The organism is Candidatus Woesebacteria bacterium (assembly GCA_016700095.1).
In the GTDB taxonomy this organism is placed as follows: Bacteria; Patescibacteriota; Microgenomatia; order UBA8517; family UBA8517.
The window spans coordinates 797,470-823,719 of the sequence record CP065002.1; the positions used below are offsets into that span (position 1 = coordinate 797,470).

Genomic DNA, 26,250 nt, shown 5'->3' on the forward strand with positions numbered 1-26,250 from the left:
ACCTTTATTTTTTGCCATACCTAAATTTAAGTATATTTAGTCCCAAGCAATGCGATTATCGAAACTAATAGTGATACAAGCAGAACGAATCTGGTAAACTCCCAGAGGTATATTGGCATTGACTTTATTTTCTTCCAAATAAAATAAAACAGACCAGCTATTAATCCTACGCCAACTGAGAAGACCATACCTCCAATTATTTGTGCAAAAAATATATATATGCAGAAAATCAACTCTCTCTCACAAATTAGGATTGATCTGACACTTACCTCAGTAACAAGGACTCCTATTAGAGCAACCATAAGTAGCAAAAACAATGATTGCCCTTTATAGACATTATCTCGTTCAGTTCTTTTAAATTTTAATGTACTACCAGCTTTATCATGATTTATTGTAATATGATATGAATATACAGTAAGCGGGATATTAAAAAGTAATACTGGTATGATGTCGATTCCATACCCATCTACAAAACTTAATATACTGCTAAACCATAAGAAAACTACTACTAGAGTTATATAAACTTTCGATAGTTTATATTTTGAGAACCTTAGAGCAGCAACTAAAATTATAAATATAAAAGACCCTACGAGAGAATAAAGCACAAATATAGAGTCTTGATCTAATATATTTAAAGAAAAATAACTACCGAGAAATAATATGACAGAAAGTATAGAAGAAAAATATGAAAGATTCTTAGATGATTTTTCTAAATCCATATAAAAGAATAACACATTTTCTTTATTTGGTACTATAAAATAGAAGATAAAAAATCTTAGCGGGACTTAGTGGATGCCCGCCTCTGGAGGGAACGATGTTCGAACCTGTTTTATGTGAATTAATACACAGCAAAAAAAAGCTTCATTTCTTTTCAAACACAAGCATTTGAGATAAAGTTACATTCTTTTCTTTTAGCTTTTGGTGTTTTTCGTAAGCTTCTGTTAAATACTTACTCGGTTTCATGTTAATCTGATTTTTAAGAATGAATCCATTTTTATTAGCAGAGTCGATATATGCTTTTGGATCTCTTACAATGTCAGCTATGGTCCCTGTCTTTCTGTAAGCTCTGATTATAAAAGTGTTATATTTATCACCCTTTAGATATTCAATGTCTTTTCTCACACCTTCTTTGGGTCGTTTAGCATATTCAGGATCCGAAATAATTGCGATAAACATTCCACCACTTTTTAGATATTCTGAGATCTTCTCAAACGCACCATCTAAATCTTCAACGTGGGTCAAAACATAAAGTGCAATAGCAGTATCAAAAGATTCTTTCTCGGGATAAAAAAAATCTTGTAAACTAGATTCTATTAACTCAATATCAAAATTTTCTTTAGCTAGCTTTACGTTGTTTGATGAAGGATCAAAACCAACAGCCTCTCTTGCCCCCTTTTCTTTTACATATTTAACTAACCACCCACTGCCAGCACCTATGTCTAAAACTGTTTTGTCTTTCCATTTGGGGTGTACTTTTTCAATCCAATAAAGAAAATGTTTTCGGTGGGGATCATCTAGACCTTTCACTCCTTCATATTTAACATCCTTGCGATCATACTGCTTAGGGTCAGTGGCAATATTCAACAACTTTGTCATGAATAAATTATATCAGAAGTAAAAAATCGTGGCAGGCTAAATGCATTGTCCTGAGCATTGCCGAAGGGGGATGAGTTTAGAACTTCACACTTTATTTAATCCTTGTATTATTTCACCTTTACTATCATATTAAATATAGAATTAGGGTATATAGTAAATAGGAATTAATATGAAAAAAGTATTAAGTAGTTTTTTTGTAATCGGTATTATTGGGATATTAGTCGTTTATTCAACAAATGCTTTCTTCAGTGACACAGAAACTTCAAAAGGTAATGTGTTTGAGGCGGGAAAGGTGGATTTACTTGTCGGTAGTGAATGTACGTATAATGGACAGGCTTCAACGGAGTGTGGCACATGGGACTCAACTAATTTAGCGCTCGAGAAATTATTCAATTTTTCCGATATCAAACCAGGTGATTACGGAGAAAACACTATAAATCTAAGAGTAGAAGATAATCCGTCTTGGCTGTGTATGGCAATTGTTTCAACCTCAAATGATGATACGAGTTCGACTGAACCTGAATTGCAGGAATTGGGAGAAACTCAGGAAGATGCAGCTAATCTCTGGGATGGTGAATTAAGGCAAAATATGACCTTCCATGTTTGGGCTGATGTTTGCGATTTATTTCCTGCAGTTCCCGGAGATAATATTTATAAAGAAGACTGTGATGAGAATATAACTGAAAACGTAAATAATGAATCAGCGACTTTTGCACTTGCCGATAGTACAAGCAACATCTTTACTGGAATATCTGGTCAATCTTTAAACGGAAATGAGAGCTATTATTTAGGATTTGGATGGTCATTACCGAGTGATGTTGGGAACATTGCACAAACAGATAGTTTCACAGCAAACATTTCGTTTTACGCAGAACAAGAAAGAAATAATGCTAGTTTTATATGCCCTAATTCTTCAGTAGTGTTCTCAGGTGATTTTAATGACGGCAACATAGACAACTGGGAAATCATTGGTTCACATAAAGTACATTCTGATCTAGGTAGCTGGAGAGTTGAAAATGGAGAATTGCTTCAAACCAACGGAGGTGATGGGTATATGATTTTTGCCGATAACCTTAACTTAAGTACACAAACACTTGAAGTAGATATGAAGCACAATGATCCTGCTGGATATGGCGGTTTTGTTATTTGGTTTCAAGATTATGACAACCTAATTTATATAAGAATGTATCCTGGTTATGCAGAAATATGGGTAGAACAATGGGAGAATGGAGTCTCAAGTGTAACCAAGTATCCATATTTGTCAGCCTATTCCACTTGGTACACTTTTAAAACCTTTGCTGATAGTGATAGTGGAAATATAGATGTTTATGTAAATGGAGTAAAATTGTTTACTCATCATGCTACGACAACCAAACGCGATGGCAAGTCTGGATTAATGAATGGAAATAGTGGAAGCTTTTTTGATAATTTTAGATTAACGGCGAATTAAACCATAACTTGGGAACTGTAAAAAAATCCAACTTCCCAATCACTGTTTCTTATTCTTCGATCCTTTATAGTAGTAATAAGCTAAACCACTCGTAAGAAGCGCTGTATATACCCAACCAGAGTCATCATTAGTATCATCGTCAGCTTCTTGATTATAGTTATTTTCAGAGTCCGAAATTAAGTTATTATATTGATTGTAGTTTTGTTTGGGAGTAGAAGTAACGTAAACAGGCTTTGAAGTTGGTACCCTTGTTGGCATTTTTGTAGGATAAACATATACAGGCGCTGAGCAATTAGGATAATATGGAGCACATGTACTAGATAATGATGTCCCATCGCAACATCCACAACCACACACTCCGCCATGGTGAGAACAGCAACCCGAGCGAGCATTAATATAATCTGTTGACAATAAAAATAAGAAGAGAACAATGGCAGGTATATAAAATATATACCGCATAATTTAATTTAGTTGTTATTTGGCTCTTTATACTACTAATTAGTGACAAAGTAAAATGCTGATACCATCGGTTAATAACGAGATTTGTGAATATGAAGTTTGTGGATTATGCTATTGAAGCAATCTAATCAATAAACTCTAATATTTTACCCACCAACACATTCCTATCCCACAATTCCACTCCATTAACTCGTGCTAATCTTTTAGCTTGACGTGTAAAATAACTATTTGTCACAACCATTGCTCCATTACACTTATACATTTTGATTGATCCTAGCGCTTCTCTAACTGCATCCACACCAATATATGACTTATGCCGTTTTACTTGAACAGCAATAGTTTTTCCATTCTTTGAAACAATTAAATCAGCACCATAATCACCGTGATATGAACCTACATGTCTTACTGAATATCCCATATTCCTAAACAAATTAGTTAGGTATTCTTCGAATGCCTGACCATCCATTTTGTCAATCTCATTCATTCCTGCCTTCGATAATCTTTTTAGTTTGTATATTTTGTAGACAATTCTTACCACCAGAGATACAAACAAAAATACCCAAATCGGCCAAGTAATTTTCAATGCATTGGGGATACTGGCAAGAAATGATTCAAGAAGCATCGAAGGCATATCAATTTCAGATGTCATTACATTATTATAGCTATTAATCCAACACCCGAATACGACAAAAGGTGTGCGGGGTAGACGGGACTTAGTTCGACAAGCTCACTCTAAACTTCTCGTCCCGATCTATAAAACAAAAAACCTCACACTTTGGTAAGGATTTTCTTGTTTGCGGGACTTAGTGAACGAAGTTCGAACCTATTATTTGTACAGAGAAAACTTACCTGTAAATTCTCTAAGTTCTTCAGTTGACCCAAACAAAACGATTCCGTAATATTCAAGATCTTCTTCTGGTGTTTCACTTGTTGCATTTTGCTGTTCCTGTGATGTTCCTATTGTCATGGTACTGGTAAAGTCAGAAAAGGGAATATTTCTTTCAATTGCCTCTTTTCTTACTTTTCTGATTTTATTGGAGTTATCAGCTTTTAATACAATGAATGGGTAGTGTGAAATGTTTGGATGTGTACCGCCATCCTTATCCCTGTATTGCAGAAAGTACATCTCACTATTTTTTCCAGACCCACCAGCCAATCCAGCTGTTATGTGTCCGAGTGCATTAAGTAGTTTACCCGTTTCTACTTTTTTATTAAGAATAGCCATAAAGCGCTTAGAATTTTCATCTGGAAGACTTTCTGTCATAGTTGGATTATACAAGAATATGCTGATATCACAAACAACAATTGAGGCTAAAAATCGAGGCGGGACTTAGTGAACGATGTTCGAACCTATTATTTAAACAACTGCTGCTTCTAGAAATGCCATCGTTAGCTTTTCGCTATCTATTGAAGTTTTTATTCCGATAGGCATCGGAAGTTGAACCATCTTATGACCAAAGTCGACATCCGCGAGAATAGGAAAATTATATTCATTTGTGCATCTTAAGACAATTTCTTTAAAGGAAGGTTCAGTCATTCCATTTATTGATGTCTGTTTCATGTCAACTAACTTACCCACCAACATACCAGATATTACGTCGAATAGCCCAACGTATTTTAGATGTGTTAATACTCGTTCAACTCTATATGAAGGTGAGTTATCCAACTCCCAAAAGAAAATAGAATCTCTAAGTGAAGAAATTGTTGGAAAATATTCCGTACCCATAAGTGAGTCTATCATACTCAAATTGCCTCCAAAGAGGAGTCCTTCAGCTTTTCCTGACCTCCAACTGTGCCATTTAGTTAGTCGTTTTACCTCCCCGATAGCAGTGTCTGATGTGAGAACCTGCTTAAAGTAAGTTGAACCTTTATCTTTATTGTTCGGTGCAAATTGGTTCCATACCCATCCTAACTCATACGAAAGCAAACCCATATGAAAACCCACTAAATTAGCTTTGGTGTAAAAAGCACTGTGAATATTGGTCATATTACTAAAACCAATAAATGGTTTGGGGTTTTTCTTAACTAATTCGTAATCTAAATGCTCTAGTACAGTGATGCAATCATTTCCGCCGTCATGAGCAATAACAGCTTTAACTTCTGGATCTGCATACATAGCATTTATATCATCTGCTCTTTCCTGTGGGGAACCTGCCCTCCACCATTCTCTTTTCCTTAGGTTTTTTGATTCCTTTAATCTAAAACCCATATTTTCGATCTCTTTTCGTCCAAGCATATATTGTTCCAGATATTCTTTATTATCGTTATTGGGGAACGGATGGGCTGGAGCAACTACACCAATCGTATCTCCAGCATTTAGTTTTGGTGGTTTAAGTGCCATATAGTTAGTATAATCAAAGGTTCGAACCAACACTACTGTCTATACAATTTTGGTTAATCATTGAAGCTAAAAACGAAGCGGGGTAGACGGGACTTGGTTCGACAAGCTCACTATAAACTTCTCGTCCCGATCCATAAAACAAAAAACCTCACACTTTGGTGAGGATTTTCGTTTGCGGGGTAGACGGGACTCCATCTAGAATCATTCGTAATTACTATTATAAAATTACTGAAAGAATATCATGACTTTGTGTATGCTTAAACGACTAATTTTTAGGTTATTTAATCAAATCGGGTACAAACAATTTCCTTGTCTGTGTTTATATATTTAGCTTTGCTAGAATAAAGATATTATGTTTAACTCAAAGTCAATAATGAATCATAAAGAAATTGAGCAAGCTAGATCTGATTTTAAAACTCATATTGAAAAAACTACGAGCCAAGAAGAACGTAAAGCTGTTCAAGAAGCCATTCAACAATGCGAAAAAGATAAAAAACCAAACAAATATCAAAAGTCTGCTTATGTAAGTGAAATTCCTGTTTCAAATAACAACTTAAGTTCAGTCCAAAGTAAGCTTCCTATACTGATCAAGAATAAGTTCATTAAAACTTTACTAATACTTGGGTTTATTGTTCCTCTAATATTGCTTTGGGTAATTACTAATATTTTAAAAATCGATCGAACAAATAATGTTTTCATTTATATTTTAGTTCCTATTTTCTTTTTATCAGTAACACTTATTCCATTTACGGGAATAATTAAATATATTGCTAAAATATTGCCATCTAATTTTTTCAGTCTACTATGTCGAAACCAATTTAACATAAATAAATATCGAAAAGATAAGATAAATCCAACAGGGAAAGAATTGAAATTGGAAAAGCATATCTACGAACTATATACTTTCGGTTTTGTAACCTGTTTGGAATGGTTCATGATAATTTTTGGGGGCATTTGTGCATTGATTTCAATAAGTGTACCTTTCATTATCGGTCATTATTAAATTTAAAGTTTGATGCAAATACAAAGACACAGAGGCATGCATTAGGATGCAGATAAACTATAAATGCTAAATCGCGTTATATATATAAAATCAAACACGACGAATTCTTCCATTTTCGACCGTACAACCATTTTTCTTATAGAATTCCTCTAGCTCTGAATCGCTCATTCCCTGAGGTCTAAAATCTGCAGTAATTCCACCTGTATGACTTTCAAAACCTTGCAACAATTCGCTTCCTACACCTTTTCTTCTGTAATCTTTGTCAACTTGAATATTGTCCAAATGGCCATCAGCCCCCCTACAGCACTTCCAACTATTTTTGGTCCTTCTTCTGCAGTTAGATAAACTACGTCATCTGCTGTTTTATTTCGTCTTATTCTAACCATCGTACTACACAGATTTAACTGTTCCTGGGTAGACGGGACTTAGCCCGACAAGCTCACTATAAACTTCTCGTCCCGATCCATAAAACAATAATCCTCACACTCTGGTGAGGATTTTCTTGTTTGCGGGGTAGACGGGACTCGAACCCGCGACCTTCCGCGTGACAGGCGGACACTCTGATCCAACTGAGCTACTACCCCACAAATTAGCCAAGCTAATTATGCATGAGAATTATAACTCAGAATTAGTTAGTCGACAAGGTTAAACAAATAACTACAACAAAGTATCGGCCACTTCAATTGATTAAATTATCTAGTATTCCGTTATTAGTAAACAAATTTATATCACTGAGTAATTATTAATATCTCTACTATAAATAAATTAATACAAAGTTGCCTGTCAATATTTTTCTTATCGTGATACATTTTAGTAAGTATTAGCCTTCGTGTATGTACGTGAAATATTAATGAGTATAAATATTACTCTTATTGCCATATCGTGTTAATGCGTGAAAATATTACTTTACTTATATTTATCGCGATAACGAAAGAGAACCAGTCGAATTGTGTCGTTTTTTCGCACAAATCTACTTGACAACAGACACCTTATAGTTTACATTCGGCGTAGTAGAATATAATAAGTTTACTAACCTATATCTACATACTTGGTAGACAAATTTACCAATTCTGTTCTTCTGCCTACGTAAATTTATAAAACAATTATAAAATTGGGGGTGATACACATTGAAATCATTTTTAAAGAAAATTAAATTAAATGAATCCACGATTAGCATGGGGTTAGGTACTATTGTGATAATTATCGTTGGCGTATTAGTAGTAAATTATTTCAAGACGATAGAAACACCTTCCGTTCTTCCTCAAGACGAATTGGAAATTACAACTAACGAATTGGAAACACCAACAAATCAACATACAGTAGTTGCCGGTGAAGATCTGTGGAAAATATCAGAAAACTACTACGGAACCGGATATAACTGGACCGATATTGCACAAGCTAATAATCTTACAAGTCCTGGTAGCATCAAGGAAGGACAAGTGCTTACACTTCCTAACACAGAACCGAAATTAATCGGGTCAGAGTTAGCCGACAATCAAAATGTGACCGTAATACCAACAAATACTATGGAAACGCAACCTTTGGTTACCCTAGTGGAAATAACACCCACAAACGAGCCTGATCGCGGAACTCTTTTGTCTGAAGCCGCAAGCGATGAAGTCGTAGATACAACTATCAATGCAGACGAAACAGGCGAGAGTGACATGCCAAGCGATAAAATTGAAGGAGAAACCTATACCGTCGTTAGAGGCGATAATCTTTGGAAAATCGCCGAAAGAGCATATGGGGACGGTTATAAATGGGTTGATATTGCCAAAGCCAACAAACTGGTTAATCCTAGTATTATTCACGCAGGAAACGTGTTTGTAATACCTCGATAAGTGCACGTGTTATACTGGTTGATATACTACTCGTAGCAAACGAGTTTTGGTTTATTTGATTCTTTTATGAGCCAAGATATACGTTTTGGTGGATTGAATAAAATTGAATAAACAACTACGGCTTAAATCCCGTGGTTTTCTTAAAAAAACTCGAAAAGTTTGTTCACAGCTTCGCTTGAGACGCGGGCTAATTGCCAACGGTTTTTAGCGAATTATGAATAAATTTAATATCGTATATGCGATGGTAGCTCAGCTGGTAGAGCGTCTGCTTCCCAAGCAGAAGGTCGCGGGTTCGACTCCCGTCCATCGCTCACAGTTCATTAACGTTTTATTTAGTTAAACATAGGTATACCAAATTGTTGAGATCACTTGTTTTGACTATCATTATTTTTGCGTGATATAGTAAATTATGCAGGGACAATCTAAAACCAAGGATAGGTTTTATATGGCTATTCTTGTCGGGTATGCTTTCGCTCTCGGTTTGCTTTTTTGGAACCAGTATCGACCAAATGTAATTCTTGCCAGGTGTAGCGATATTGCCATGAAATCTTCCCAGGCATATCAACGCAATGAACTCGTTTTGGACGATACAACTATCAAGGGTTATGAGGAATTGCTTCATGAATGTTTAAATGACTTTGGTTATTAAATTAATTTACTCTCCACATCTCACGTAGTAAAATTGCATTGTGTTTTGTGTTAGGCATGCCAAGGTAGCTCAGTTGGATAGAGCACTGCTTTCGTAAAGCAGGGGTCGCGGGTTCGACTCCCGCCCTTGGCTCAGACATGGCATATCTAAAAACTCGTTGCTTAAAAAAATAAAGACTAAATTCAAAAAAATATTAAATCAGTTGAGTGTAAATCGTAAATAATCTGCCATTTTGTTCCAAAGTTTGCTATAGTTTGTTTTATACGTGTAAGTACGATTAGAATTTAATGATGAGAAGAAGATACAGCCGCAAAAACGCTATTGATCAGAAAAAAAATATCAGATCGGCATTGCTTTTAATTTTTCTTACTATTTCTCTAATTCTAGTAATAATATTTTTGGGAGTACCGTTGGTGGTTAAGTACGCAGGCTTAATTACCGACCTTACCCAAAGCAATTCTCCGGTTGAACAGTCAGACACCACACCCCCACCCCCTCCGCGAATCGACGACCTACCTCAGTCGACCAATCAACTAACAATTGACGTAAATGGATCGACAGAACCCGGTGCAACGGTTGTTGTCACAATTAATGGTAAAGAGAGTGACGTTTTGGCAAATAAGTCAGGTAGATTTTCTCTAACGGTAAATCTCAATAATGGTGAAAACACAATTAAAGCTTACGCCAAAGATGTGTACGGAAACGCCAGCACAACAACGCATTCCGCAACGGTTCTTTTTGACAACACCCCGCCGAGTATTGAAATCTCAAATCCACCCAGCAATTCATCATTCTATGGGACTAAGTGGCGTCAGATTTCAATTGAGGGGTCAACAGAGCACAATGCACGGGTTACAGTGAACGAGAGATTTGTGGTTGTAGGCAATGACGGGAAATTCAAAACTACCACCAATTTAGAAAACGGGGAAAATACCTTCATCATTAAAGCAGAAGATGATTCGGGCAACGCCAGCGAGGTAACGCTGAAAATAAACTACAGCGAATAACCGTTCATGTACTTAATTTAAATTAGAAAACCTGGTTGTAGAGTATCAACTACTTTTTTATCTTAACTTATACGTGACGTGTCGTAAGTGTTTGCTGAAGTTTCGTAACACAAGCAATAAGTCCAATCCAACCCATTGTCCAGGAATAGAACATACTATTCACAAATAAGCTGTGGACGAAAAGTGAAAAAAGCGTGGCTGTAAATAGAGCATTTTTCGTAAACATGCTTGCTTTTATTATCTTTAAGGCGTCGTTGACAAAGGCACATGCTCCAATTACACCCGTAGTTGCCAGAAGTAAAAGTAGACTTGAATCTGCACCCGAACATGAATGTTCACCCACATCAGTTCTTTTTAATATTTCTTTTTTATAAGCACACAACGTGTTATATCCGACACCAAAAACAGGATTATTTCGCCATATACTGATCGTTTCGTCGTAATTATTTATTCGATGAACCACAGTCCCAGTCCTTTCAAGTTTAACGCCAATACTATTGGGACGTGGAAGCAATGGAATACTAATCATAAAAATAAAAGCATAAACAGCCGTAATTTTTCTGAGATTGGAATTAGCAACAAACAATGCGGCAAGCCCCGCAAGTAAGGCTAAGTAAGAGGCTCTCGAGTAAGTTAATAGTAATGCTATAACCATAACACCTATGATCCAGACAAATCTTCGATCCTTCGTTATTGATTGCATGTAAACACCAACCAAAATCGCAAAGGCCAAAAATAAACCCGTGAAACCAGGGTCGATAAACGATCCTACCAACCTGTATAAATGATTGTCCCATCCCAATGCCACAATTCCCGTAAGATCCGGGTAAATGACATATTGAATAAGCCCCAATAAAGCTATGACTAAACCAATAAATACTAAAGTTTTGATAATAATCTCGCGCAATTGAGTATCATCCGAGACGTTTTCACGCAAAAAGAGATAGAAAAAATAATAAGTCAGTGCTCTGACAAAATACATGGCTCCGACAATCACACCTCCCAATGAGACTACATTAAGGGACAAAAGAAGGGAAAAAAACGCAACATAAAAAACAGAGGGGATTTTTACAAGAATGTCAATTTTTCTTTTCGGCAGAACATATATTAATGAGGCAATACACGCCAATACATCGATCGGGGCGATTCCGAGTGTTGCGCCTCCGACGTCAATATTTAACTTGATAAGCTGTCCAAGTGCAAAGATCGACAAAAACGAAAATATGATTATTGTTGAGATGTTATATTTTTTTGATTTAGCCATAATCTACTCCAAGATAAAAAAGAATGAAAACTCATGGTATAGCAAATTATAAATCCTTCAATTCCATCTAAAAACCCCAATTTAAAAAAATAATTGTTGATAAATTTTACAAGCGGAAAAATCACAATCTTAGTTAAACTAGAGGTTTTCCCTTCTTTTTTATTCGCTTGTGCATGTAAAGATGAATACTTATCTATCTTAGCAAGGGTACTTGAAATCGAGTAATCCGGGTAATGCAAAATCGGATATTTCAAAATGCCGACTTCTCCTTGTATTTCCCAAGTTTCATGAACATTTCGTGTCCATTTTCCTTTATTCTTTTTTGCCAATCTGACAAAACATGCATTTCCCACTTCGCCGTGAAGCATTTTTTTGTTGCCAAAAAAGTTTACGCGTTTGATAAGATAACCGTCGTATGGTTTACACAAACTATCGAGAATCTCGTGTCGAAGACGTTTATCAACTACTTCGTCTGCGTCAACAAAAAGTATCCACTCTCCCTTGGCTTTGCTCAAACCATAATTTCGTTGGCTGGAAAAATTATTATTTAGAGCCCTTTCGTAGACAATACCTCCCATTTTTCTCGCAAGGTTGACGGACTGATCGCTTGAAAAATCATCAATAACAATTATTTCATCACAAAACGACACACTAGCCAGACAATCTTTTAGGGTGGTATAGCTATTATTGGTTAATATGATTGCCGATAGGTTCGTCATGTAATATTTTTGCGCAATAGTATACCGCCAATGGTAAAGTCAGGATGCTGGCGAAAATTACGGCGTAAACGGTACCCATCAAAGCATAAGCATTAATAAAAGGAACAATGCCACAAGCAAGCAGTATCGTACCTAGTGTAGTAATTCCTGTCACATAGTTTTGTTTTTTGACAGCCAAAAAAAGCGGATTGAATGAAGCAACAAGTGCCTGAATTACACCAAATACAATAAGAATCCTTACAATCGGAATTACCTCCATCCAACCGGATCCTAAAACAATCATTACAATTTCCTGTGCAAATAAATAGATAATACTTCCCAATACCAATGCACCCATGCCGGTTGCAAACATGGTTGTTAAAAATGCGGATTTCAGTTTCTTTTTGTCGTGGGATATTTTCACAAACACGGGAAAGGTTACTTTTCCAATAACATCCGCGACTTCCGAAACAGGAAGAGTCGATAATCGATACGCCGCCTGATAAATTCCCAAGGACGTCGTACCCAATATTTTACCCACCACAACATCATCTCCCTGGCTAAATAAATAGTGTGAAATTCCCGAACCAGTAATCCATTTTCCACGCGATAAAATAATTTTGAGATATTTTGTATCCAATTTAAATTGTGGAATCGGACGGATAATTAAGTAAGAAAGTAGTGTCTCAAGAAGTGCTCCCGCGATAAATCCCCATATTAAACCAATCGGATGTTTTAATAAGTAGGTCACCCAAACACCCACCAAAGCATCAAAGATAAAAATCGATAATCGGAAAACAAACTCTTTTTTGAAAAGGAGTTCCTTTTGCAACTTCACAATTGCCGGATTGATAAATCCTCTAATTATCGGAACCAATACAATTAGTTCCAAAACACCTCTACTTTCCTGAGACTTAAAAAAAATCGACAGAGGATAAGACATTACAAGTAAAAGTCCCCCAATGATACATCCTCGAAAAATAGATACTATCCAAGCTGTGTCGATATAATTATCGATATTTTTTTTCTCTTGAATCAAAACAGTATTAATTCCCGTTTCGGTAAATATTTCAAGAAATGCCAAAGCCAGAGTTGCTATCGCATAAACACCAAACTGTTCCGGGTTAAGAATCCTGGCAATTATTGCCAACTTCGCATAGGCAACTATCCTACTCGACAGTCTGAAACCGCCGGTCCAAGTAATCCCTATGGTGGTCTTTCTAAGTAATCTCACGTAAGATGATTTTAATACGAAAGGAAGATAAGATAAACTATCCACACCTTACAGTAGGCGCATTAGACTATAATTACAAAGCAAATTTGAAACTATTTAGTTCATTTTTACGATAGAACGCCTACGGATTTTTGAACAATAATACAAGCAGTCTTACTATCACAAGACTCATATAACGAAGATCGGATGGTTTTAGTAATCCCTGCAAGATGTATTTTATTATCCGACTTTTGTGAAGTTTACCTCGTTTTGATAGAGCGTTTGTTTGAAAGCACCTCCTGAGTCGCCAAGCTCTTCTTCGTAATGCTCTACGTTGGCATTGGGAATTTTTGCGTTAAGAAGTATGTGTTGCAATTGCTCGATCGTAAATCTACTGCGCAATTGACCCGCCTCGATATAAACACCTTCTTCGTAAACAACAGCGCTACGCTCGAGACGAAGCATTTCTTTTTCATCCGCGGGAGATTTGAAAGTTAGGTAAGCACTGCCTCCGATTTTCAAACTACGGTAAATGTCTTGAAGTATTTTTGCGGTGTGTCGGTGGCCGAAGTAATTTAGGGAGATTCTGGAGTACGCTACGTCAATGGAGTTATCCTTAAGAGGCAAAGCGTGTAATCCAAAATCAATCATATGTGTTACCAGATTTTGATCAAGTTTTGCATTTCTGGCACGCTCTTCGGCTACTTGAAGAGCAAAAGAGGAAATATCAAGCAATATGACACTGTGACCGTTTTTCAAAAAATGCAACACGTCACTTCCACTACCACCACCCAGATCACACACTATACTACCCCTGCGAAAAAGTTTTTCGCGTTCGACTGCAAATCGCGACGGCTGGGTATGTTCTTTGTGGATTTTTTGGTGAACCAAATCCCATCTGGTAGAGTCATTTCCCATCAATTCTGTTGCTGCTAACGTATTCATATGATAGTCGAAACTTGTAGGCATCATTATTCGCCCACCAACTACTTCAAGATTTCAGTTTCATTATATTTAATTGTTACGAAAATTACCAGATGATGTAATAGCCTTTTTGGAATTTATATAATAGCTTTTCCAATACGTCCGACAACAAACACCGCTTGACTAAAAAAACTAACTACTAAATAGTATTTAACCGATGGGTATGTAATTTTCCCTGTGTGACAAGACTTAATTTAACTACACTTTTTTAGCTTTCAAGAATTATATCGTCAACGAAGGCAATGCCGCAAAAATGACTTGGTGCCTAAAAATAATAAGGGGTAAGCTATTAATCTAACTAAATTTGGTTTGCCCTTCCGAGTTTAATTGTTTAACAATTTCAAGTGCAATAAATGTCAAGGCTATTACGACAGGTCCTAAAATCATTCCGGATAAGCCAAATTGTTGAATACCACCAAAAACGGAAAACATAACTATCAATTGATGTAAGTTAGTACTTTTGCCAATAATTTTTGGTGCAATCAGATTTTCCACAACAAAACCTAATCCCAAAAACCAAATTGCCAAAAGTATAGCGGATAACGTATTACCACCAATTACTTGCCATAAAACAAGTGGGATCCAAAGTAAAAATCCGCCTACCAGAGGCAGTAACGAGGACAACCCGTATATTACCCCCAAAAGAAATGCTGAAGGAATCCCAAAAACCAGAAAACCAATAATTCCCACTAAAGATTGAAGGAGAATAATTAACAAATTACCTCTGACGGTACCGTTCACTATTTCTATCGTCCGTTTTGTCAACAAAACATAGTATTTTTGGGGAAATATCGAAAGCCCTTCGATATATTTATTTATACCCTGCCAATTCACCAATAGAAAATATACTGTAAGCAAAGTAAAAAACAAACTTAACACCATACTCCCCGACTGCAAAGCTAGCCCCCCCACATTGCGCACCATAAACGAAAGTACTTGAGATATGTAATTATTAAAATTTGAAAGGCTTACATCAAATGGAATTTGCAGTTGAGTCAACAAACGATTTAAATCCGCGTGAAAGTTCACTACTCGACCTGGATTTTTTTGAATGTCTGTTGCCACCGTGACTAATTCGGAAACCAGATTGCCTATTAAAAAACCCAGGGGGACAACAACAAACAATAGTGCGGCAAGAACAGTCAAAAGACCTGCTAATGAATTATTGCGGGTTATAGTGAGGAGCTTTTTAAAAAAAGGCCTTAAAAATATTGCAAATATCATACCCGACGAAAGAATTCCCAAGAAAGGTTGCAACACAAGATATGCCAACCACAGTATTCCAATAATCACGATATACGTTACTCCCTTTGATATATACATTTCTTGTTTATTTTTCATGGTGTTTGCGTTTATAGTAGGACAAGGCAATAATTAACGCTACTATACCAAAAAGTAAAAACTGACCAATTGACTCAACTCCCTCAAAACCGCTAGTAATCTGCTTGTAATTACCCAATCCCGCATATCCAAGATAGAGATAAAGCATGTTTCGAATATAGGTGCCTATAAAAGTTGATGTTAAAAACGTTTTGCGATTGATTTTAATAATACCGCACGCTATGGATATTGGTGCACTTGGAATTACCGGTATAGCGCGTGCAATCAACAAAAATACATTGTCCCGCCATCCTCCGTTTAACCGTTTGCCTATATTTTCAATTTCCTTATGTGTTACGCCTACGAATTTTCCAATTTTAACAATCACAATATCTTCCAGTTTATCGGCAATAATATACAATACCCAGGCTCCAAGTGTTTTCCCTAAAGCTCCAAAAAGAGACAAAAATCCAAGATACCAAAGCGGTTGACCCTGTGCACCCGCAAGCGATCCGGCAAGTGCCATAACAAAGGGAGAGGGTATTGGGGCAACGACTTCTTCGATGATTGAGCCAACCAAAGTAAATAATTCAAGTGGAACTTTATGAGAAAAAGTTTCCAATAATACTATCAACGAACTAAATATACTCATCAAATTACTCCAAACTTTAATATCTTAGTAAATACGGGCAAAAAGTGCAATTGTTTAAATGCAATTTCCGATTTCAAACGATCGTTTTTTGGTCGGTGGGGTAGTTTCATTATATAAACTAAATAATCTCACTATCTAATTCAATCACAATTCACGAATAATGAGTTCTTAAAAAGTATAATTCTTTCTCTTAATATTGGAATCAAGTGTATGTTACAACTTCTTTGTGGTTTTGTGAAAACATAGAATATTTATGTATTTGTTTACCACTGGTGACCCCAATGCAATTGATTTGAACCATTTTTAGCTCATTTTGAGCAACTTTACCGAATATACAACCTTTAGATAAAGTCATTAGATAGAATATGTATATTTTGAAATCTATTCATCATATAATTATATAAATCATTTTATGTTAAAAGTTAATTTAAAAAGAAGAAAGAAAAAAATTGTATTCGTTTTTAGTATGATATCGTTTTTATTAATGGTACATGTTATCTTGACGGTAGTTCATTCAGGTTATAAAGAAAACTTTGTATGCAGCTTCTTTAATCAGGCGATTTGTCAAAAAGTACCTTTTTGTCGACCTGTTTTTGACACAAACCCTTGTGTGGGTGGGGAGTTATGTCTTACAGTAGCTTATCCCGAGCTATTCCAGAATTGTTCCTTAAAGAGGGAAACCGATAATACAAAATCAATTATCAACAAACCAACTAGCCCGATACAAACTTATATAAAGCCAGAGAATGGATGTAGTGCGGTGTGGTCTAACTGCAACTGTAAATACATTGCAATTAGGACTGTGGATCTGCAAGAGCCTAGGTCTGATTGTGCGAGAGATTGCATAAACGAATCGATCACCCAAACTCCACCAGTATTCTACACATATGGAAATTGTGTTATCGCTCCAGAAAAAGATCGATTTAGCTGCGCGAATTACGACCAATTGAATTGCCCCTCTATTAGTACAAATGGAACTGGTTGCTATATTGGTAGTGGTACAGATTCTATACCAGGAACTGATTTTGGCTGCGTAGGTACAATTAAATATACAAGTGTAATAATTGAACTAGACATTCCATTTGAGGTAGAAGGGACCCTATCTACAGAACAAATTAAAAAACAACGAAACTTAATTGAGTCAACACAAAAAGAACTTATAGCCCAAATTCCAGGAATATTTGAAGTCTATAAACAGTATACGCTAACTCCCAGTTTAGCAATTAAAGCGAATAAGGAAGCACTAGAGTTTCTTCAAGATAGTAATTTAGTACAACATATACAAGAAGATAAGCCAGATCGCGCGTTTTAGCGTCCATATGTCTTAATTTTTTAGGCAACAATACCCAGCATATTTTTTCTTTAACACTACTTTATGTTTTCTATATTATTATGATGAAGACGGATATATAAGTTGTACTAAAATATTATGTTTAATTAGAGATTATTATAATTTCTGATGGCAATTCGTCGCTACGCTCCTATTGCACCCCAGTTGACTAAACTCGTTTCACTCATTAAGTCATCTGGTGACCGCTGAGGGACTCGAACCCCCGGCCTCCGCAATGTGAATGCAGCGCTCTAACCAACTGAGCTAAGCGGTCAATTTACCTAGTGGATTTTAACATGCAAAACTCAAAACATCCAAAACGTAAATCCATTTTCTGGCGTTACTGCCTTTTGTGTGTATTATCTATTTGTCGTGAAATGTCATGAATGACGATCTCTACCGACAAAAGTCGGTAGTATCCGTTTTCTCAATAAGGATTCGGTCTAAAACCACTGATTGAAATCAGTGGTTTTAGACTTAACGAGAATAAAGAAAATATTATCATGGTGCATTCCAACATTACGTGGTAATACTTTGTTGACAAATTCTTGCACGTATTTATCGTCGTCTCATTAAATTGAGAGCTTGTTTTTAAAAAGCTTTTAAACTTATAATAGCTGGATGGATAAATTAAGCAGTTTTTTTCTTGACACGCTTGAAGTTGTGGTTTTTGCAGTGGCGATTTTTTTGTTCGTATATCTTATCGTCCTACAACCCCACAAAATCAAAGGAGCTTCGATGTTACCCAATTTCCAAGATGGAGAATACATTTTGTCTGATAAATTGTCTTACCGTTTCGGTGAACCCAAAAGAGGCGATGTGATTATTTTTGAAGCTCCAGGAGCAAACGGCGATGAGTTTATTAAAAGGATTATTGGTTTACCGGGCGAAAAGGTTGCCATCAAAGAAAATAAATTATACATAAATGGTAACGAATTGAAAGAGAGCTATCTTCCTTCTACTTTTGACACGTTACCGGGTGCATTTTTACAAGAAAATGAGGAAAAAGTAATTCCCGAAAATAGCTACTTCGTTTTGGGAGACAATAGACGTCATTCTTCGGATTCCAGATCATGGGGTTTTATCGAAAAAGACGTGATAACAGGTAGAGCATGGATTATATATTGGCCGACTGACGAACTCGGAAAAATTGAAGACGTAAGTTACTCGCTTTGATTACCTTGATTATTGCCGGTTAAAGCTTTATATACTCTTTGGAGAATTGCATCCGTTTCTTCAACCCCACCTTTAAATATCATCTGAATTTTTGTCTCGCGTCTTGATCGGATTAATTTAACGAGAGTTTTTTTGGTTTCCTCACCTTCACTTGGTGAAAGCGCTCGCTGTAAATCTTCCTGCATTCTGTCGATCTCCTCGGAGACAATTCGTAACTGATCACGTCTTACACCCTGTCTGTGCATAGATTGTTTAGACTTTGCTTTCATACGACGTGCCAATTCTTCCGCACGTCTTACTGACCCTGACTCGCGCAGAATTATTTTGTATGCTTCGACCATCAGATTTTGATCGTCGATAGCCGCCAATGCGCGTGCGTGCCCTTCCGAAATTAATCCGGAAAGTAAACCGTCTTTAAGCGCATCGGGTAGTGAAAGTAAACGAATAGAGTTGGATACATAGGCGACAGATTTACCTATCCTTACGGCAACTTCCGAAGTGGAAAGTCCGAATTCATTCATTAAGCGCTCAAAACCCTTGGCGCGATCAATAGGATTTAGATCAGATCGTTGAACATTTTCAACCAATGCCATTTCGAGCATGCCTTTGGGAGTAGTTTCCCGAATCACAGCAGGTACATGTGTGAGACCGGCTAGTTTTGAGGCTCTCCAACGCCTTTCTCCCGCAATTATCTGGAATCCGGCTGGAGTTTTGGCAATTACCAATGGTTCTAAAACACCATGCTGTTTAATCGAATCAACTAAATCAACTAAACTTTCGGGGGTTATGGCACCACGAGGTTGAAGTGGATTTGGTTGGAGCTGACCTACTTCGACTTGAATTACTTCTTCTGCCATGTATTTAAGATACTATTGAAACCTTCTTTTTTCCCAATCGTTGGCCATATTTTACTTTTCCACCCATAAGTGCAAACAAAGTATGATCCCGTCCTACACCGACACCCTCACCTGCTTGGTATTTTGTACCCCGTTGTCTGATAAGAATTGCACCCGCGTCAACATTCTCTCCATCCGACACTTTAACACCAAGGAACTTTGGCTGAGTTCTTTTTTGTTGTCTTGTTTTACCTGCTGCTTTATGTTTTGACATATCTTTTTATCTAATGTTCACTATAAGAAATATTTTCACGGTTGTCAATATAGATGTGTACGATCTACATTGATATACTTATTTAGTATTAAGCAATTTTTTCAATCAGAAGGCGGGTATATTTGGGTCTGAAACCAAGTGTTTTTCGATATCGTGATTTAGACTTGTATTTCACAATTCTAACCTTCTTGCCTTTTTCATCACCGAGAATTTTTGTTGTAATTTTAGCGTCTTTAAGTACCGGTGTTCCCAAACTAACTTTACCTTCTTTAACCATAAGTAATACCTCAGGCTCGACAGACTTAGTATCAATTTTAGATACTAACACTTCCTGCCCTTCGGTTACTTTTAACTGTTGTCCTTGTATTCTAACTACTGCGTATGTATTCATTGTAGACAAACTGTATTGTATATATAAACAGCCTTAAAAACAAGTTCAATTACTTTTCCTTCGTGTATTGTTGGCTATTCCAAGAGCTGTCATCGTAGCTAAAAACGATGAACCACCCGCACTAACCAATGGCAATGGTATTCCGGTTATCGGAAACAATCCCATATTCATCCCAATATTAAAAAATACCTGAAAAAAGAGAACTAGAAATATTCCGGACACATATGATCGAGCAATAGGGTTTTGCGCAATTTCTAAAAAAACAGTCAATCTCCATAGTAGTGCAAAAAAGGATAGGACGAGAAGTGTTGTTCCGACAAAACCGAGTTCTTCCGCAACCGAAGCCAATATGAAATCGTTATGTTTTTCGGGTAAAAAAGCAAGTTGAGTTTGTACGCCTTTACCCAAACCGCGACCAATCACTCTTCCCGACCCTACGGAAATGATAGATTGAATACTGTTATACCCACTACCAAGAGGGTCGGTTGAAGGATTAATAAAAGTAAGTATGCGCACTTTTTGATAAGGTGCCATCACAAACCACAAAAGCGGAACGATAGCAATAAAAAATGCACCGAGTGTAAAGATATATTTTTTATTTATCGAGGAAGAAAGTAAAACTCCCAAAAATGCAACCGTAGTTAAAACGGCAACCCCAAGCGAAGGCTGAACGATGATCAAGAAAACAGGTAACACAAGTGACAAACCGGATTTAATTAACCTCGTGAAAGTCAATGTTCCTTGATTAAGATATACTGCAAAAAATAAAACCAGGAAGGGCCTGACAATTTCCGATGGTTGAATAGCAACCGCACCAAGCGGTATCCAGCGGACTGCACCTCGTGTTATCTCTCCAATAAGAAGCGGTAGTAAAAGCAAAATTATCGAAAAAACGTAAATATGTTTATAAAACACAACCAAAATATTGAAATCGAATTTACTAAACATGAAATAAATCGCAAAGCCGGTTAAAATGTAGATAAAATAAACGGGGAAAATGCTTTGCGATATCGATCTTAAAACTCCAATACTAATCGCAACTAAAAAAAAGATAGCTAAAGAAAGAACAACATCAACAAAAGATTGTCTGGTTTTGTGCATTAAGATTCTAATCTTACTCTGAATTCTCCGTGTGATAAACTTGCGACAAGCGCTTTGTTTTTTAACTGCAAAATCGCTTTTTCGTCTTCGGGAATCCACGGACTGGTTACCCTAACCAATTGCTCGAGACCAATACCAAGTTTTTTGCGTTCATTTTGAATATTGCGCAGTAATTCACGTGCTTTCATTTCGTTTTCGAGGTCTTGGGTTAAAGTTGTATCAAGTTGTATTTCGAGTTTCTCGGATTTACTCCACACAATATTTTTTACATTTAATTCATCTTTTGCCAAAGTTAGTAATTGTTCATCCGGCTTTAATGCCGGAGAAAATACTTCCAGTTTGATAAGTGGCCGTCTAACCGGCAAGTCATTTTCTTTTCTCGACGAATGTGCCGCCTCGACTACAGAGCGAATTATGTCCATATGTAAAATTAAGTCTTTGTCGTTTTCAGCAAGTTTATTGGATTTTGGCCAATCGGCGAGATGAACCGACTCGTTACCGGTTAAGTTTTTATACATCGAGTCGGTGAGAAATGGTGTAAAAGGAGCCATCAGAAGACATATATGAATCAGCGTATCATAAAGCGTCTGGAAAAATGCCGTTTTATCGGAATCTGAATCATCAGCCCAAATTCGATCTCTGGATCTTCGCACATACCAATTCGATAAATCGTCGACGAATTTTTCAATAACTGAGGTTGCATGAAAAGCATCATAGGCGTCTAGTTGGTTGGTAACTTCTTCAATCACCTTATTTAATCGTGCTGTTATCCACACATCAAGAACGTTTGTCGATTCGGTGGAAGTTGTTGCCGGGGACCAATTTTCTTTATTTGCATATGTCACAAAGTAGTTGTAAACATTCCATATTTTTAATATGAACTGGCGCCTGACTTCATCTGCGTATTTATAGCCGAAAAGCAAATTCTCCATTGGATTTTGTCTGGCGTAAATCCAACGGATTACATCCGCTCCCATTTTGTCCGCACCTTCTTCAAACTCAATCGAATTTCCCCAACTTTTATGCATTGCGCGTCCGGATTCATCCAGAAGTGTCGCAAACCCGAGAACTGATTTGAAAGGTCTTTCATTCTCCAAAACGGTGCTCATGGCGATCATGGAATAAAACCAATTTTTAAATTGTCCCGGAAAACTTTCGGTTATGAAATCAACCGGAAACCATTTGCGCCACATTTTTTTGTCATGATGATAAAGTGGTTTTTCTTTGTTGTCTTGAGCAATTGTCGAATACATAACTATGCCGGCATCGAGCCACGGATTGCCAACCGGTTCAATCCGAGACATCACTTCACCGCATTTGCTACAAATAATTTTTATTTCATCAATTTGCGGTTTATGTGGTGATTTACCCGTAAATTTATCCCAACCTTTACATGCCTTTTTTTCCAACTCATCCTTACCCCCGATTACTTCAAAATGCTTACATGACTTACATTCCCAAATGGGCAAGCTCAATCCCCAGTACCGGTTTTTCTTGCTAATTAACCAGTCGTGCATATTGGTTAGCCAATCCAGTTCTCTTTTTAGTCCAAAATCGGGAATCCATGTAATCAACTTGGTTACATCGATCATGCGTTCCCGAAGCGTTTTACCACCTTCAATACTAGAAGGCTTGTCCATTGCTATATACCACTCATCGGTTACTTTCCAGACAAGTTCGGTTTTACACCTCCAACACCCGGGGTAACGGTGTTTAATTTTTTCAATTTTAAACACCCAATCAACACCCTCTTTTTTATCTTCACTTGTAAGATAGTCAAGAATTATCTCGGGATGTTTTTTTGCGTTTTTACCACTGAGGAAACCGAAACCATCCAGATAACTTGCATCGTCTTTGATAACCGGTATCATAGGAAGACCCAGTTGCTTACCTAATTTGAAATCTTCTGTTCCCGCACTTACGGCAGTGTGTACTATGCCAGTCCCTTCGAGTTGGGATATGGGCATAATCCGACTATCTGTAGCTACTACGATATGAAATTTATCACCATTTTCAGTCATTACTTTAGTAACGGCGGGTAAAGTGTCAAATGGAGCACGATATTTTTTGCCAACCAAGAATTTGCCTTTGACGGTTGTAAGTATTTTGTAATTATCCAGGAAAACTCTTTCTACCGCCTCGCTTGCCAACCAGAACTTATCTTTCGTTTTTCCCTCAACCAAAGAATAATCAAGCTTGGCGTCAACGGCCAATGCAATATTTGCAGGAATTGTCCAAGGTGTCGTTGTCCAAACCAAGAAAAATTCCCTGTTCTCGCCGACCAATGGAAGTTCAAAATATATCGAATCGTGAACCACTTCTTTGTAATCTTCGGTTAGCATTTCATGTTGGCTAATCGCCGTTTCACATCGCGGGCACCATGGAACCGAATCGTTTCCTTTATATAACCACCCATTGTCATTACACACTTTCAAAAAATGCCAAATCATGTAATTATTTTCGTCACTCATCGTATAATATGAGTTTTCCCAATCCATAAAATAACCCAACCGCTTGCTTTGATCGGTTTGAATTTTTGAATACTTCATTACGCGTTCTTTGCACTTTTGTACAAATTTATCTATTCCATATTTTTCAATATCTTTTTTTGTCGTAAAGCCCAATTCTTTCTCTACTTCTACTTCCACCCATAACCCCTGCGAATCAAATCCGTTCTGAAATCTCTGTTTGAACCCCTGCATGTTTTTGTAGCGTTGCCATAAATCTTTATATGTTCTTCCCCAAGCATGATGTACACCCATCGGATTATTCGCTGTAATTGGTCCATCCTGAAAAGAGAAGGTTTTTGGGGAAGCAGAATTCTTTGCTAAATATTTATCGACAATTCCATCGTTATACCACTGGTCGAGAAGTTTCTTTTCCAATTCTACAAAATTAACGTTAAGGTCAACTGGAGAATAGCGTTTATTTTTTGTCATAAGTTATATCGCCAATTGTACTACAATCTGAGCTTAAAATGATACTAATAGTACGTAACTGCCACAACATGCTTTGCAGGACAACTCTCTACATTCTACACCCGAGAGGTTACCAAAGACTTTGGTTTGTTAACAAAAGTATAACTTATAAATTCCTCCTACTACTAAACTTACCGGTTTCTGAAATATAAGATTGGTAGTTTTTGTCGGGAAATAAGAAACTGGACAAGTGTATAAGGAATTATTACGAAACGTTGTTTTGAGTGAAAAATATTTTCCACGTCTCATCTAATTCGACTTTCAGATTTAATGAAACAGTGTATCACCATAAATTACTAAACATATTGAAAGTGAAATTTAGTAAGTTGAAAACATTAACTATATCATTTGGAAGTTATGTCAATGTTCGCTATAACCGTGGTTAATAAAAACTCGTGCACAGCAAAATATCAAGAAGACGTGATAGTGTGTAAAATAGCTTAGAGCCTCATTGAATCTTGCGTAAAAAGGCGGGTATCTCAAATGCCTCACCAAACTCATCCTCGTCATCCGATGAGTTACTTTTTGTATTATTTTCTTCATCCGATTTATCAAAATCGGTTTTCTCACTATTGGTATCTTCGGTTGAATTATCTTTCGTAGACGTGGTTTTATCACTAACTATACCGGAAATTTTTGGAGAATCTGACAGCTTGCCGAAATTTGCAAGTCTAGCTTGAGCTTCATCAAAACCAGTCGCAATAACGGTAATTTTTATTTGATCGGCAAGGTCCGGCTTAACTACGGCCCCAAAAATAATATTTGCATCGGTGTCAACAGAACTTGATATTGCGCGTGCGGCTTCGTCAACCTCAAACATTGTCATATCGTTTCCTCCGGTTATATTAAAAAGAACTCCGGTTGCTCCATCGATAGAAAGATCTAGAAGTGGAGATGCAATTGCCGCTCGTGCCGCCATCTGAGCACGGTTTTCACCTACCCCGCTACCAATACCAAGCAGGGCTGTACCCGCATTAGACATAATTGATTTTACGTCCGCAAAATCAACGTTAATAAGCCCCGGCGTAGTTATGATATCTGCAATTCCGCCCACCGCTTGTCCGAGTACTGAGTCAGCAACTTTAAACGCCTCGACGAGGGTCATCTTGCGGTCTATCACATCCATTAGTCGCTGATTCGGAATCACGATCAAGGTATCAACTTCTTCACGCAACTCCTCAATGCCTTCTTCAGCTACTACACCTCGTCTTGTTCCCTCGAAAGCAAACGGTCTGGTAACTACACCCACTGTCAACGCACCCGCTTCTTTTGCGAGCTTAGCAACAATCGGAGATGCACCCGTCCCCGTACCCCCACCCATTCCGGCGGTAACAAAAACCATATCGGAATCGATTAATAATTCTTTTATTTTTTCTTGTGATTCCTCGGCTGCTTGAGCGCCTATCTCAGGTCTTCCTCCCGCACCCAATCCTTTGGTTAACTTCTCACCGATTTGAAGTTTCGTTGGTGATTTATTCGATAAAAGTACCTGTGCATCGGTGTTTACTACAATAAACTCGACTCCCTGAATATCATTACTCTCCACCATTGAAGCTACTGCGTTACCACCACCTCCACCAAGACCAATTACCTTGATTTTTGCTATTCTTGCAGAGTCCGGTTTTACTAATGCCATGGCGTTATAAATTAAATAAGTCTATCAGTTTGGGCACATTCTATATTGGGC

At 37.1% G+C, this 26,250-nt stretch carries 26 protein-coding genes and 4 tRNA genes; 9 read left to right on the forward strand and 21 right to left on the reverse strand.

All coding sequences use genetic code 11. The features are described from left to right. Window positions 1-26 precede the first annotated feature (26 nt). Entirely contained in the window at window positions 27-719 is a 693-nt protein-coding gene (locus IPM62_04060) for a hypothetical protein (protein ID QQS38531.1), read from the reverse strand. 142 nt (window positions 720-861) lie between these two features. Continuing rightward, window positions 862-1,596: a class I SAM-dependent methyltransferase gene (locus IPM62_04065; GenBank protein QQS38532.1), complete on the reverse strand. Its 735-nt coding sequence runs from the start codon at window positions 1,594-1,596 to the stop codon at window positions 862-864. Window positions 1,597-1,765: 169 nt separating this feature from the next. Here IPM62_04065 and IPM62_04070 point away from each other — a divergent pair, with 169 nt between their 5' ends. After that, a complete protein-coding gene (locus IPM62_04070) occupies window positions 1,766-3,046 on the forward strand; it encodes a hypothetical protein (protein ID QQS38533.1) in 1,281 nt (426 codons plus the stop codon). Window positions 3,047-3,085: 39 nt separating this feature from the next. Here the strand turns inward: IPM62_04070 and IPM62_04075 are convergent, their stop codons facing one another. The 4 genes from IPM62_04075 to IPM62_04090 form a co-directional block, all read right to left on the reverse strand. Continuing rightward, window positions 3,086-3,304, reverse strand: coding sequence for a hypothetical protein (locus IPM62_04075; GenBank protein QQS38534.1), 219 nt, complete (start codon window positions 3,302-3,304; stop codon window positions 3,086-3,088). Between the two features lie 325 nt (window positions 3,305-3,629). Then, the gene (locus IPM62_04080) at window positions 3,630-4,154 is read right to left on the reverse strand and encodes a restriction endonuclease (GenBank protein QQS38535.1); all 525 of its coding nucleotides are present in this window, start codon (window positions 4,152-4,154) and stop codon (window positions 3,630-3,632) included. A gap of 177 nt (window positions 4,155-4,331) precedes the next feature. Further along, entirely contained in the window at window positions 4,332-4,769 is a 438-nt protein-coding gene (locus IPM62_04085; GenBank protein QQS38536.1) for a DUF2000 domain-containing protein, read from the reverse strand. A gap of 93 nt (window positions 4,770-4,862) precedes the next feature. Beyond that, window positions 4,863-5,846 carry an LD-carboxypeptidase gene (locus IPM62_04090; GenBank protein QQS38537.1) on the reverse strand — a complete coding sequence of 328 codons (984 nt, stop codon included), beginning with the start codon at window positions 5,844-5,846 and terminating at the stop codon, window positions 4,863-4,865. Window positions 5,847-6,219: 373 nt separating this feature from the next. Here IPM62_04090 and IPM62_04095 point away from each other — a divergent pair, with 373 nt between their 5' ends. Continuing rightward, complete coding sequence (locus IPM62_04095; GenBank protein QQS38538.1) at window positions 6,220-6,849, forward strand: hypothetical protein; 630 nt, start codon at window positions 6,220-6,222, stop codon at window positions 6,847-6,849. 90 nt (window positions 6,850-6,939) lie between these two features. Here the strand turns inward: IPM62_04095 and IPM62_04100 are convergent, their stop codons facing one another. Both IPM62_04100 and IPM62_04105 read right to left on the reverse strand, forming a co-directional pair. Next, window positions 6,940-7,131 (reverse strand): GNAT family N-acetyltransferase, encoded by a 192-nt coding sequence (locus IPM62_04100; protein QQS38539.1) that lies wholly within the window; start codon window positions 7,129-7,131, stop codon window positions 6,940-6,942. A gap of 227 nt (window positions 7,132-7,358) precedes the next feature. Continuing rightward, a tRNA-Asp gene (locus tag IPM62_04105) sits at window positions 7,359-7,433 on the reverse strand. Between the two features lie 543 nt (window positions 7,434-7,976). Between IPM62_04105 and IPM62_04110 the strand changes: the two genes are divergently transcribed. The 5 genes from IPM62_04110 to IPM62_04130 all read left to right on the forward strand — a co-directional run bounded on the left by IPM62_04110 (window position 7,977) and on the right by IPM62_04130 (window position 10,346). Beyond that, window positions 7,977-8,690, forward strand: coding sequence for a LysM peptidoglycan-binding domain-containing protein (locus IPM62_04110; protein QQS38540.1), 714 nt, complete (start codon window positions 7,977-7,979; stop codon window positions 8,688-8,690). 238 nt (window positions 8,691-8,928) lie between these two features. Beyond that, window positions 8,929-9,001: transfer RNA gene (locus IPM62_04115), tRNA-Gly, on the forward strand. Window positions 9,002-9,099: 98 nt separating this feature from the next. Then, a complete protein-coding gene (locus tag IPM62_04120; protein QQS38541.1) occupies window positions 9,100-9,339 on the forward strand; it encodes a hypothetical protein in 240 nt (79 codons plus the stop codon). A gap of 58 nt (window positions 9,340-9,397) precedes the next feature. After that, window positions 9,398-9,471, forward strand: a tRNA-Thr gene (locus IPM62_04125). A 155-nt stretch (window positions 9,472-9,626) separates the two neighbouring features. Beyond that, window positions 9,627-10,346: a hypothetical protein gene (locus tag IPM62_04130; GenBank protein ID QQS38542.1), complete on the forward strand. Its 720-nt coding sequence runs from the start codon at window positions 9,627-9,629 to the stop codon at window positions 10,344-10,346. Window positions 10,347-10,413: 67 nt separating this feature from the next. Here the strand turns inward: IPM62_04130 and IPM62_04135 are convergent, their stop codons facing one another. From IPM62_04135 to IPM62_04160, 6 genes are all read right to left on the reverse strand, one after another. Then, window positions 10,414-11,610, reverse strand: coding sequence for an O-antigen ligase family protein (locus IPM62_04135; GenBank protein ID QQS38543.1), 1,197 nt, complete (start codon window positions 11,608-11,610; stop codon window positions 10,414-10,416). Then, on the reverse strand, window positions 11,574-12,329 hold the full coding sequence (locus tag IPM62_04140; protein ID QQS38544.1) for a glycosyltransferase family 2 protein: 756 nt from the start codon (window positions 12,327-12,329) through the stop codon (window positions 11,574-11,576). The genes IPM62_04135 and IPM62_04140 overlap by 37 nt, the downstream gene beginning before the upstream one ends. After that, window positions 12,295-13,587, reverse strand: a complete 1,293-nt coding sequence (locus IPM62_04145; protein QQS38545.1) for a lipopolysaccharide biosynthesis protein — start codon at window positions 13,585-13,587, stop codon at window positions 12,295-12,297. Before IPM62_04145 ends, IPM62_04140 begins: the two co-directional genes overlap by 35 nt. 174 nt (window positions 13,588-13,761) lie before the next feature. Next, complete coding sequence (locus tag IPM62_04150; protein QQS38546.1) at window positions 13,762-14,466, reverse strand: class I SAM-dependent methyltransferase; 705 nt, start codon at window positions 14,464-14,466, stop codon at window positions 13,762-13,764. A gap of 333 nt (window positions 14,467-14,799) precedes the next feature. Continuing rightward, a complete protein-coding gene (locus IPM62_04155) occupies window positions 14,800-15,846 on the reverse strand; it encodes an AI-2E family transporter (protein ID QQS38547.1) in 1,047 nt (348 codons plus the stop codon). Then, entirely contained in the window at window positions 15,836-16,477 is a 642-nt protein-coding gene (locus tag IPM62_04160; GenBank protein QQS38548.1) for a VTT domain-containing protein, read from the reverse strand. The genes IPM62_04155 and IPM62_04160 overlap by 11 nt, the downstream gene beginning before the upstream one ends. 412 nt (window positions 16,478-16,889) lie before the next feature. On the opposite strand from IPM62_04160, the gene IPM62_04165 reads away from it, so the two are divergent. Further along, entirely contained in the window at window positions 16,890-17,789 is a 900-nt protein-coding gene (locus IPM62_04165; protein ID QQS38549.1) for a hypothetical protein, read from the forward strand. A 215-nt stretch (window positions 17,790-18,004) separates the two neighbouring features. On the opposite strand, the gene IPM62_04170 is transcribed toward IPM62_04165, so the two are convergent. Beyond that, window positions 18,005-18,081 (reverse strand) — tRNA-Val (locus IPM62_04170). Between the two features lie 347 nt (window positions 18,082-18,428). Here IPM62_04170 and lepB point away from each other — a divergent pair. Beyond that, on the forward strand, window positions 18,429-18,983 hold the full coding sequence (gene lepB, locus IPM62_04175; GenBank protein QQS38550.1) for a signal peptidase I: 555 nt from the start codon (window positions 18,429-18,431) through the stop codon (window positions 18,981-18,983). Here the strand turns inward: lepB and IPM62_04180 are convergent. From IPM62_04180 to ftsZ, 6 genes are all read right to left on the reverse strand, one after another. Beyond that, the gene (locus IPM62_04180; GenBank protein ID QQS38551.1) at window positions 18,971-19,840 is read right to left on the reverse strand and encodes a ParB/RepB/Spo0J family partition protein; all 870 of its coding nucleotides are present in this window, start codon (window positions 19,838-19,840) and stop codon (window positions 18,971-18,973) included. The genes lepB and IPM62_04180 overlap by 13 nt on opposite strands. Before the next feature lie 4 nt (window positions 19,841-19,844). Beyond that, a complete protein-coding gene (rpmA, locus tag IPM62_04185) occupies window positions 19,845-20,093 on the reverse strand; it encodes a 50S ribosomal protein L27 (protein QQS38552.1) in 249 nt (82 codons plus the stop codon). 88 nt (window positions 20,094-20,181) lie between these two features. After that, on the reverse strand, window positions 20,182-20,484 hold the full coding sequence (gene rplU, locus IPM62_04190; GenBank protein QQS38553.1) for a 50S ribosomal protein L21: 303 nt from the start codon (window positions 20,482-20,484) through the stop codon (window positions 20,182-20,184). 45 nt (window positions 20,485-20,529) lie between these two features. Then, window positions 20,530-21,585, reverse strand: a complete 1,056-nt coding sequence (locus IPM62_04195; GenBank protein ID QQS38554.1) for a rod shape-determining protein RodA — start codon at window positions 21,583-21,585, stop codon at window positions 20,530-20,532. After that, window positions 21,585-24,524 carry an isoleucine--tRNA ligase gene (locus IPM62_04200; GenBank protein ID QQS38555.1) on the reverse strand — a complete coding sequence of 980 codons (2,940 nt, stop codon included), beginning with the start codon at window positions 24,522-24,524 and terminating at the stop codon, window positions 21,585-21,587. The genes IPM62_04195 and IPM62_04200 overlap by 1 nt, the downstream gene beginning before the upstream one ends. Before the next feature lie 487 nt (window positions 24,525-25,011). After that, window positions 25,012-26,199: a cell division protein FtsZ gene (ftsZ, locus tag IPM62_04205; protein QQS38556.1), complete on the reverse strand. Its 1,188-nt coding sequence runs from the start codon at window positions 26,197-26,199 to the stop codon at window positions 25,012-25,014. Window positions 26,200-26,250: the final 51 nt, after the last annotated feature.

Coding starts and splice junctions, on each gene's coding strand:
- IPM62_04060 (QQS38531.1), bottom strand. CDS start 719: ATGGATTTAGAAAAATCATCTAAGAATCTTTCATATTTTTCTTCTATA.
- IPM62_04065 (QQS38532.1), bottom strand. CDS start 1,596: ATGACAAAGTTGTTGAATATTGCCACTGACCCTAAGCAGTATGATCGC.
- IPM62_04070 (QQS38533.1), top strand. CDS start 1,766: ATGAAAAAAGTATTAAGTAGTTTTTTTGTAATCGGTATTATTGGGATA.
- IPM62_04075 (QQS38534.1), bottom strand. CDS start 3,304: ATGCCAACAAGGGTACCAACTTCAAAGCCTGTTTACGTTACTTCTACT.
- IPM62_04080 (QQS38535.1), bottom strand. CDS start 4,154: ATGACATCTGAAATTGATATGCCTTCGATGCTTCTTGAATCATTTCTT.
- IPM62_04085 (QQS38536.1), bottom strand. CDS start 4,769: ATGACAGAAAGTCTTCCAGATGAAAATTCTAAGCGCTTTATGGCTATT.
- IPM62_04090 (QQS38537.1), bottom strand. CDS start 5,846: ATGGCACTTAAACCACCAAAACTAAATGCTGGAGATACGATTGGTGTA.
- IPM62_04095 (QQS38538.1), top strand. CDS start 6,220: ATGAATCATAAAGAAATTGAGCAAGCTAGATCTGATTTTAAAACTCAT.
- IPM62_04120 (QQS38541.1), top strand. CDS start 9,100: ATGCAGGGACAATCTAAAACCAAGGATAGGTTTTATATGGCTATTCTT.
- IPM62_04130 (QQS38542.1), top strand. CDS start 9,627: ATGATGAGAAGAAGATACAGCCGCAAAAACGCTATTGATCAGAAAAAA.
- IPM62_04135 (QQS38543.1), bottom strand. CDS start 11,610: ATGGCTAAATCAAAAAAATATAACATCTCAACAATAATCATATTTTCG.
- IPM62_04140 (QQS38544.1), bottom strand. CDS start 12,329: ATGACGAACCTATCGGCAATCATATTAACCAATAATAGCTATACCACC.
- IPM62_04150 (QQS38546.1), bottom strand. CDS start 14,466: ATGAATACGTTAGCAGCAACAGAATTGATGGGAAATGACTCTACCAGA.
- IPM62_04155 (QQS38547.1), bottom strand. CDS start 15,846: ATGAAAAATAAACAAGAAATGTATATATCAAAGGGAGTAACGTATATC.
- IPM62_04160 (QQS38548.1), bottom strand. CDS start 16,477: ATGAGTATATTTAGTTCGTTGATAGTATTATTGGAAACTTTTTCTCAT.
- IPM62_04165 (QQS38549.1), top strand. CDS start 16,890: ATGTTAAAAGTTAATTTAAAAAGAAGAAAGAAAAAAATTGTATTCGTT.
- lepB (QQS38550.1), top strand. CDS start 18,429: ATGGATAAATTAAGCAGTTTTTTTCTTGACACGCTTGAAGTTGTGGTT.
- IPM62_04180 (QQS38551.1), bottom strand. CDS start 19,840: ATGGCAGAAGAAGTAATTCAAGTCGAAGTAGGTCAGCTCCAACCAAAT.
- rpmA (QQS38552.1), bottom strand. CDS start 20,093: ATGTCAAAACATAAAGCAGCAGGTAAAACAAGACAACAAAAAAGAACT.
- rplU (QQS38553.1), bottom strand. CDS start 20,484: ATGAATACATACGCAGTAGTTAGAATACAAGGACAACAGTTAAAAGTA.
- IPM62_04195 (QQS38554.1), bottom strand. CDS start 21,585: ATGCACAAAACCAGACAATCTTTTGTTGATGTTGTTCTTTCTTTAGCT.
- IPM62_04200 (QQS38555.1), bottom strand. CDS start 24,524: ATGACAAAAAATAAACGCTATTCTCCAGTTGACCTTAACGTTAATTTT.
- ftsZ (QQS38556.1), bottom strand. CDS start 26,199: ATGGCATTAGTAAAACCGGACTCTGCAAGAATAGCAAAAATCAAGGTA.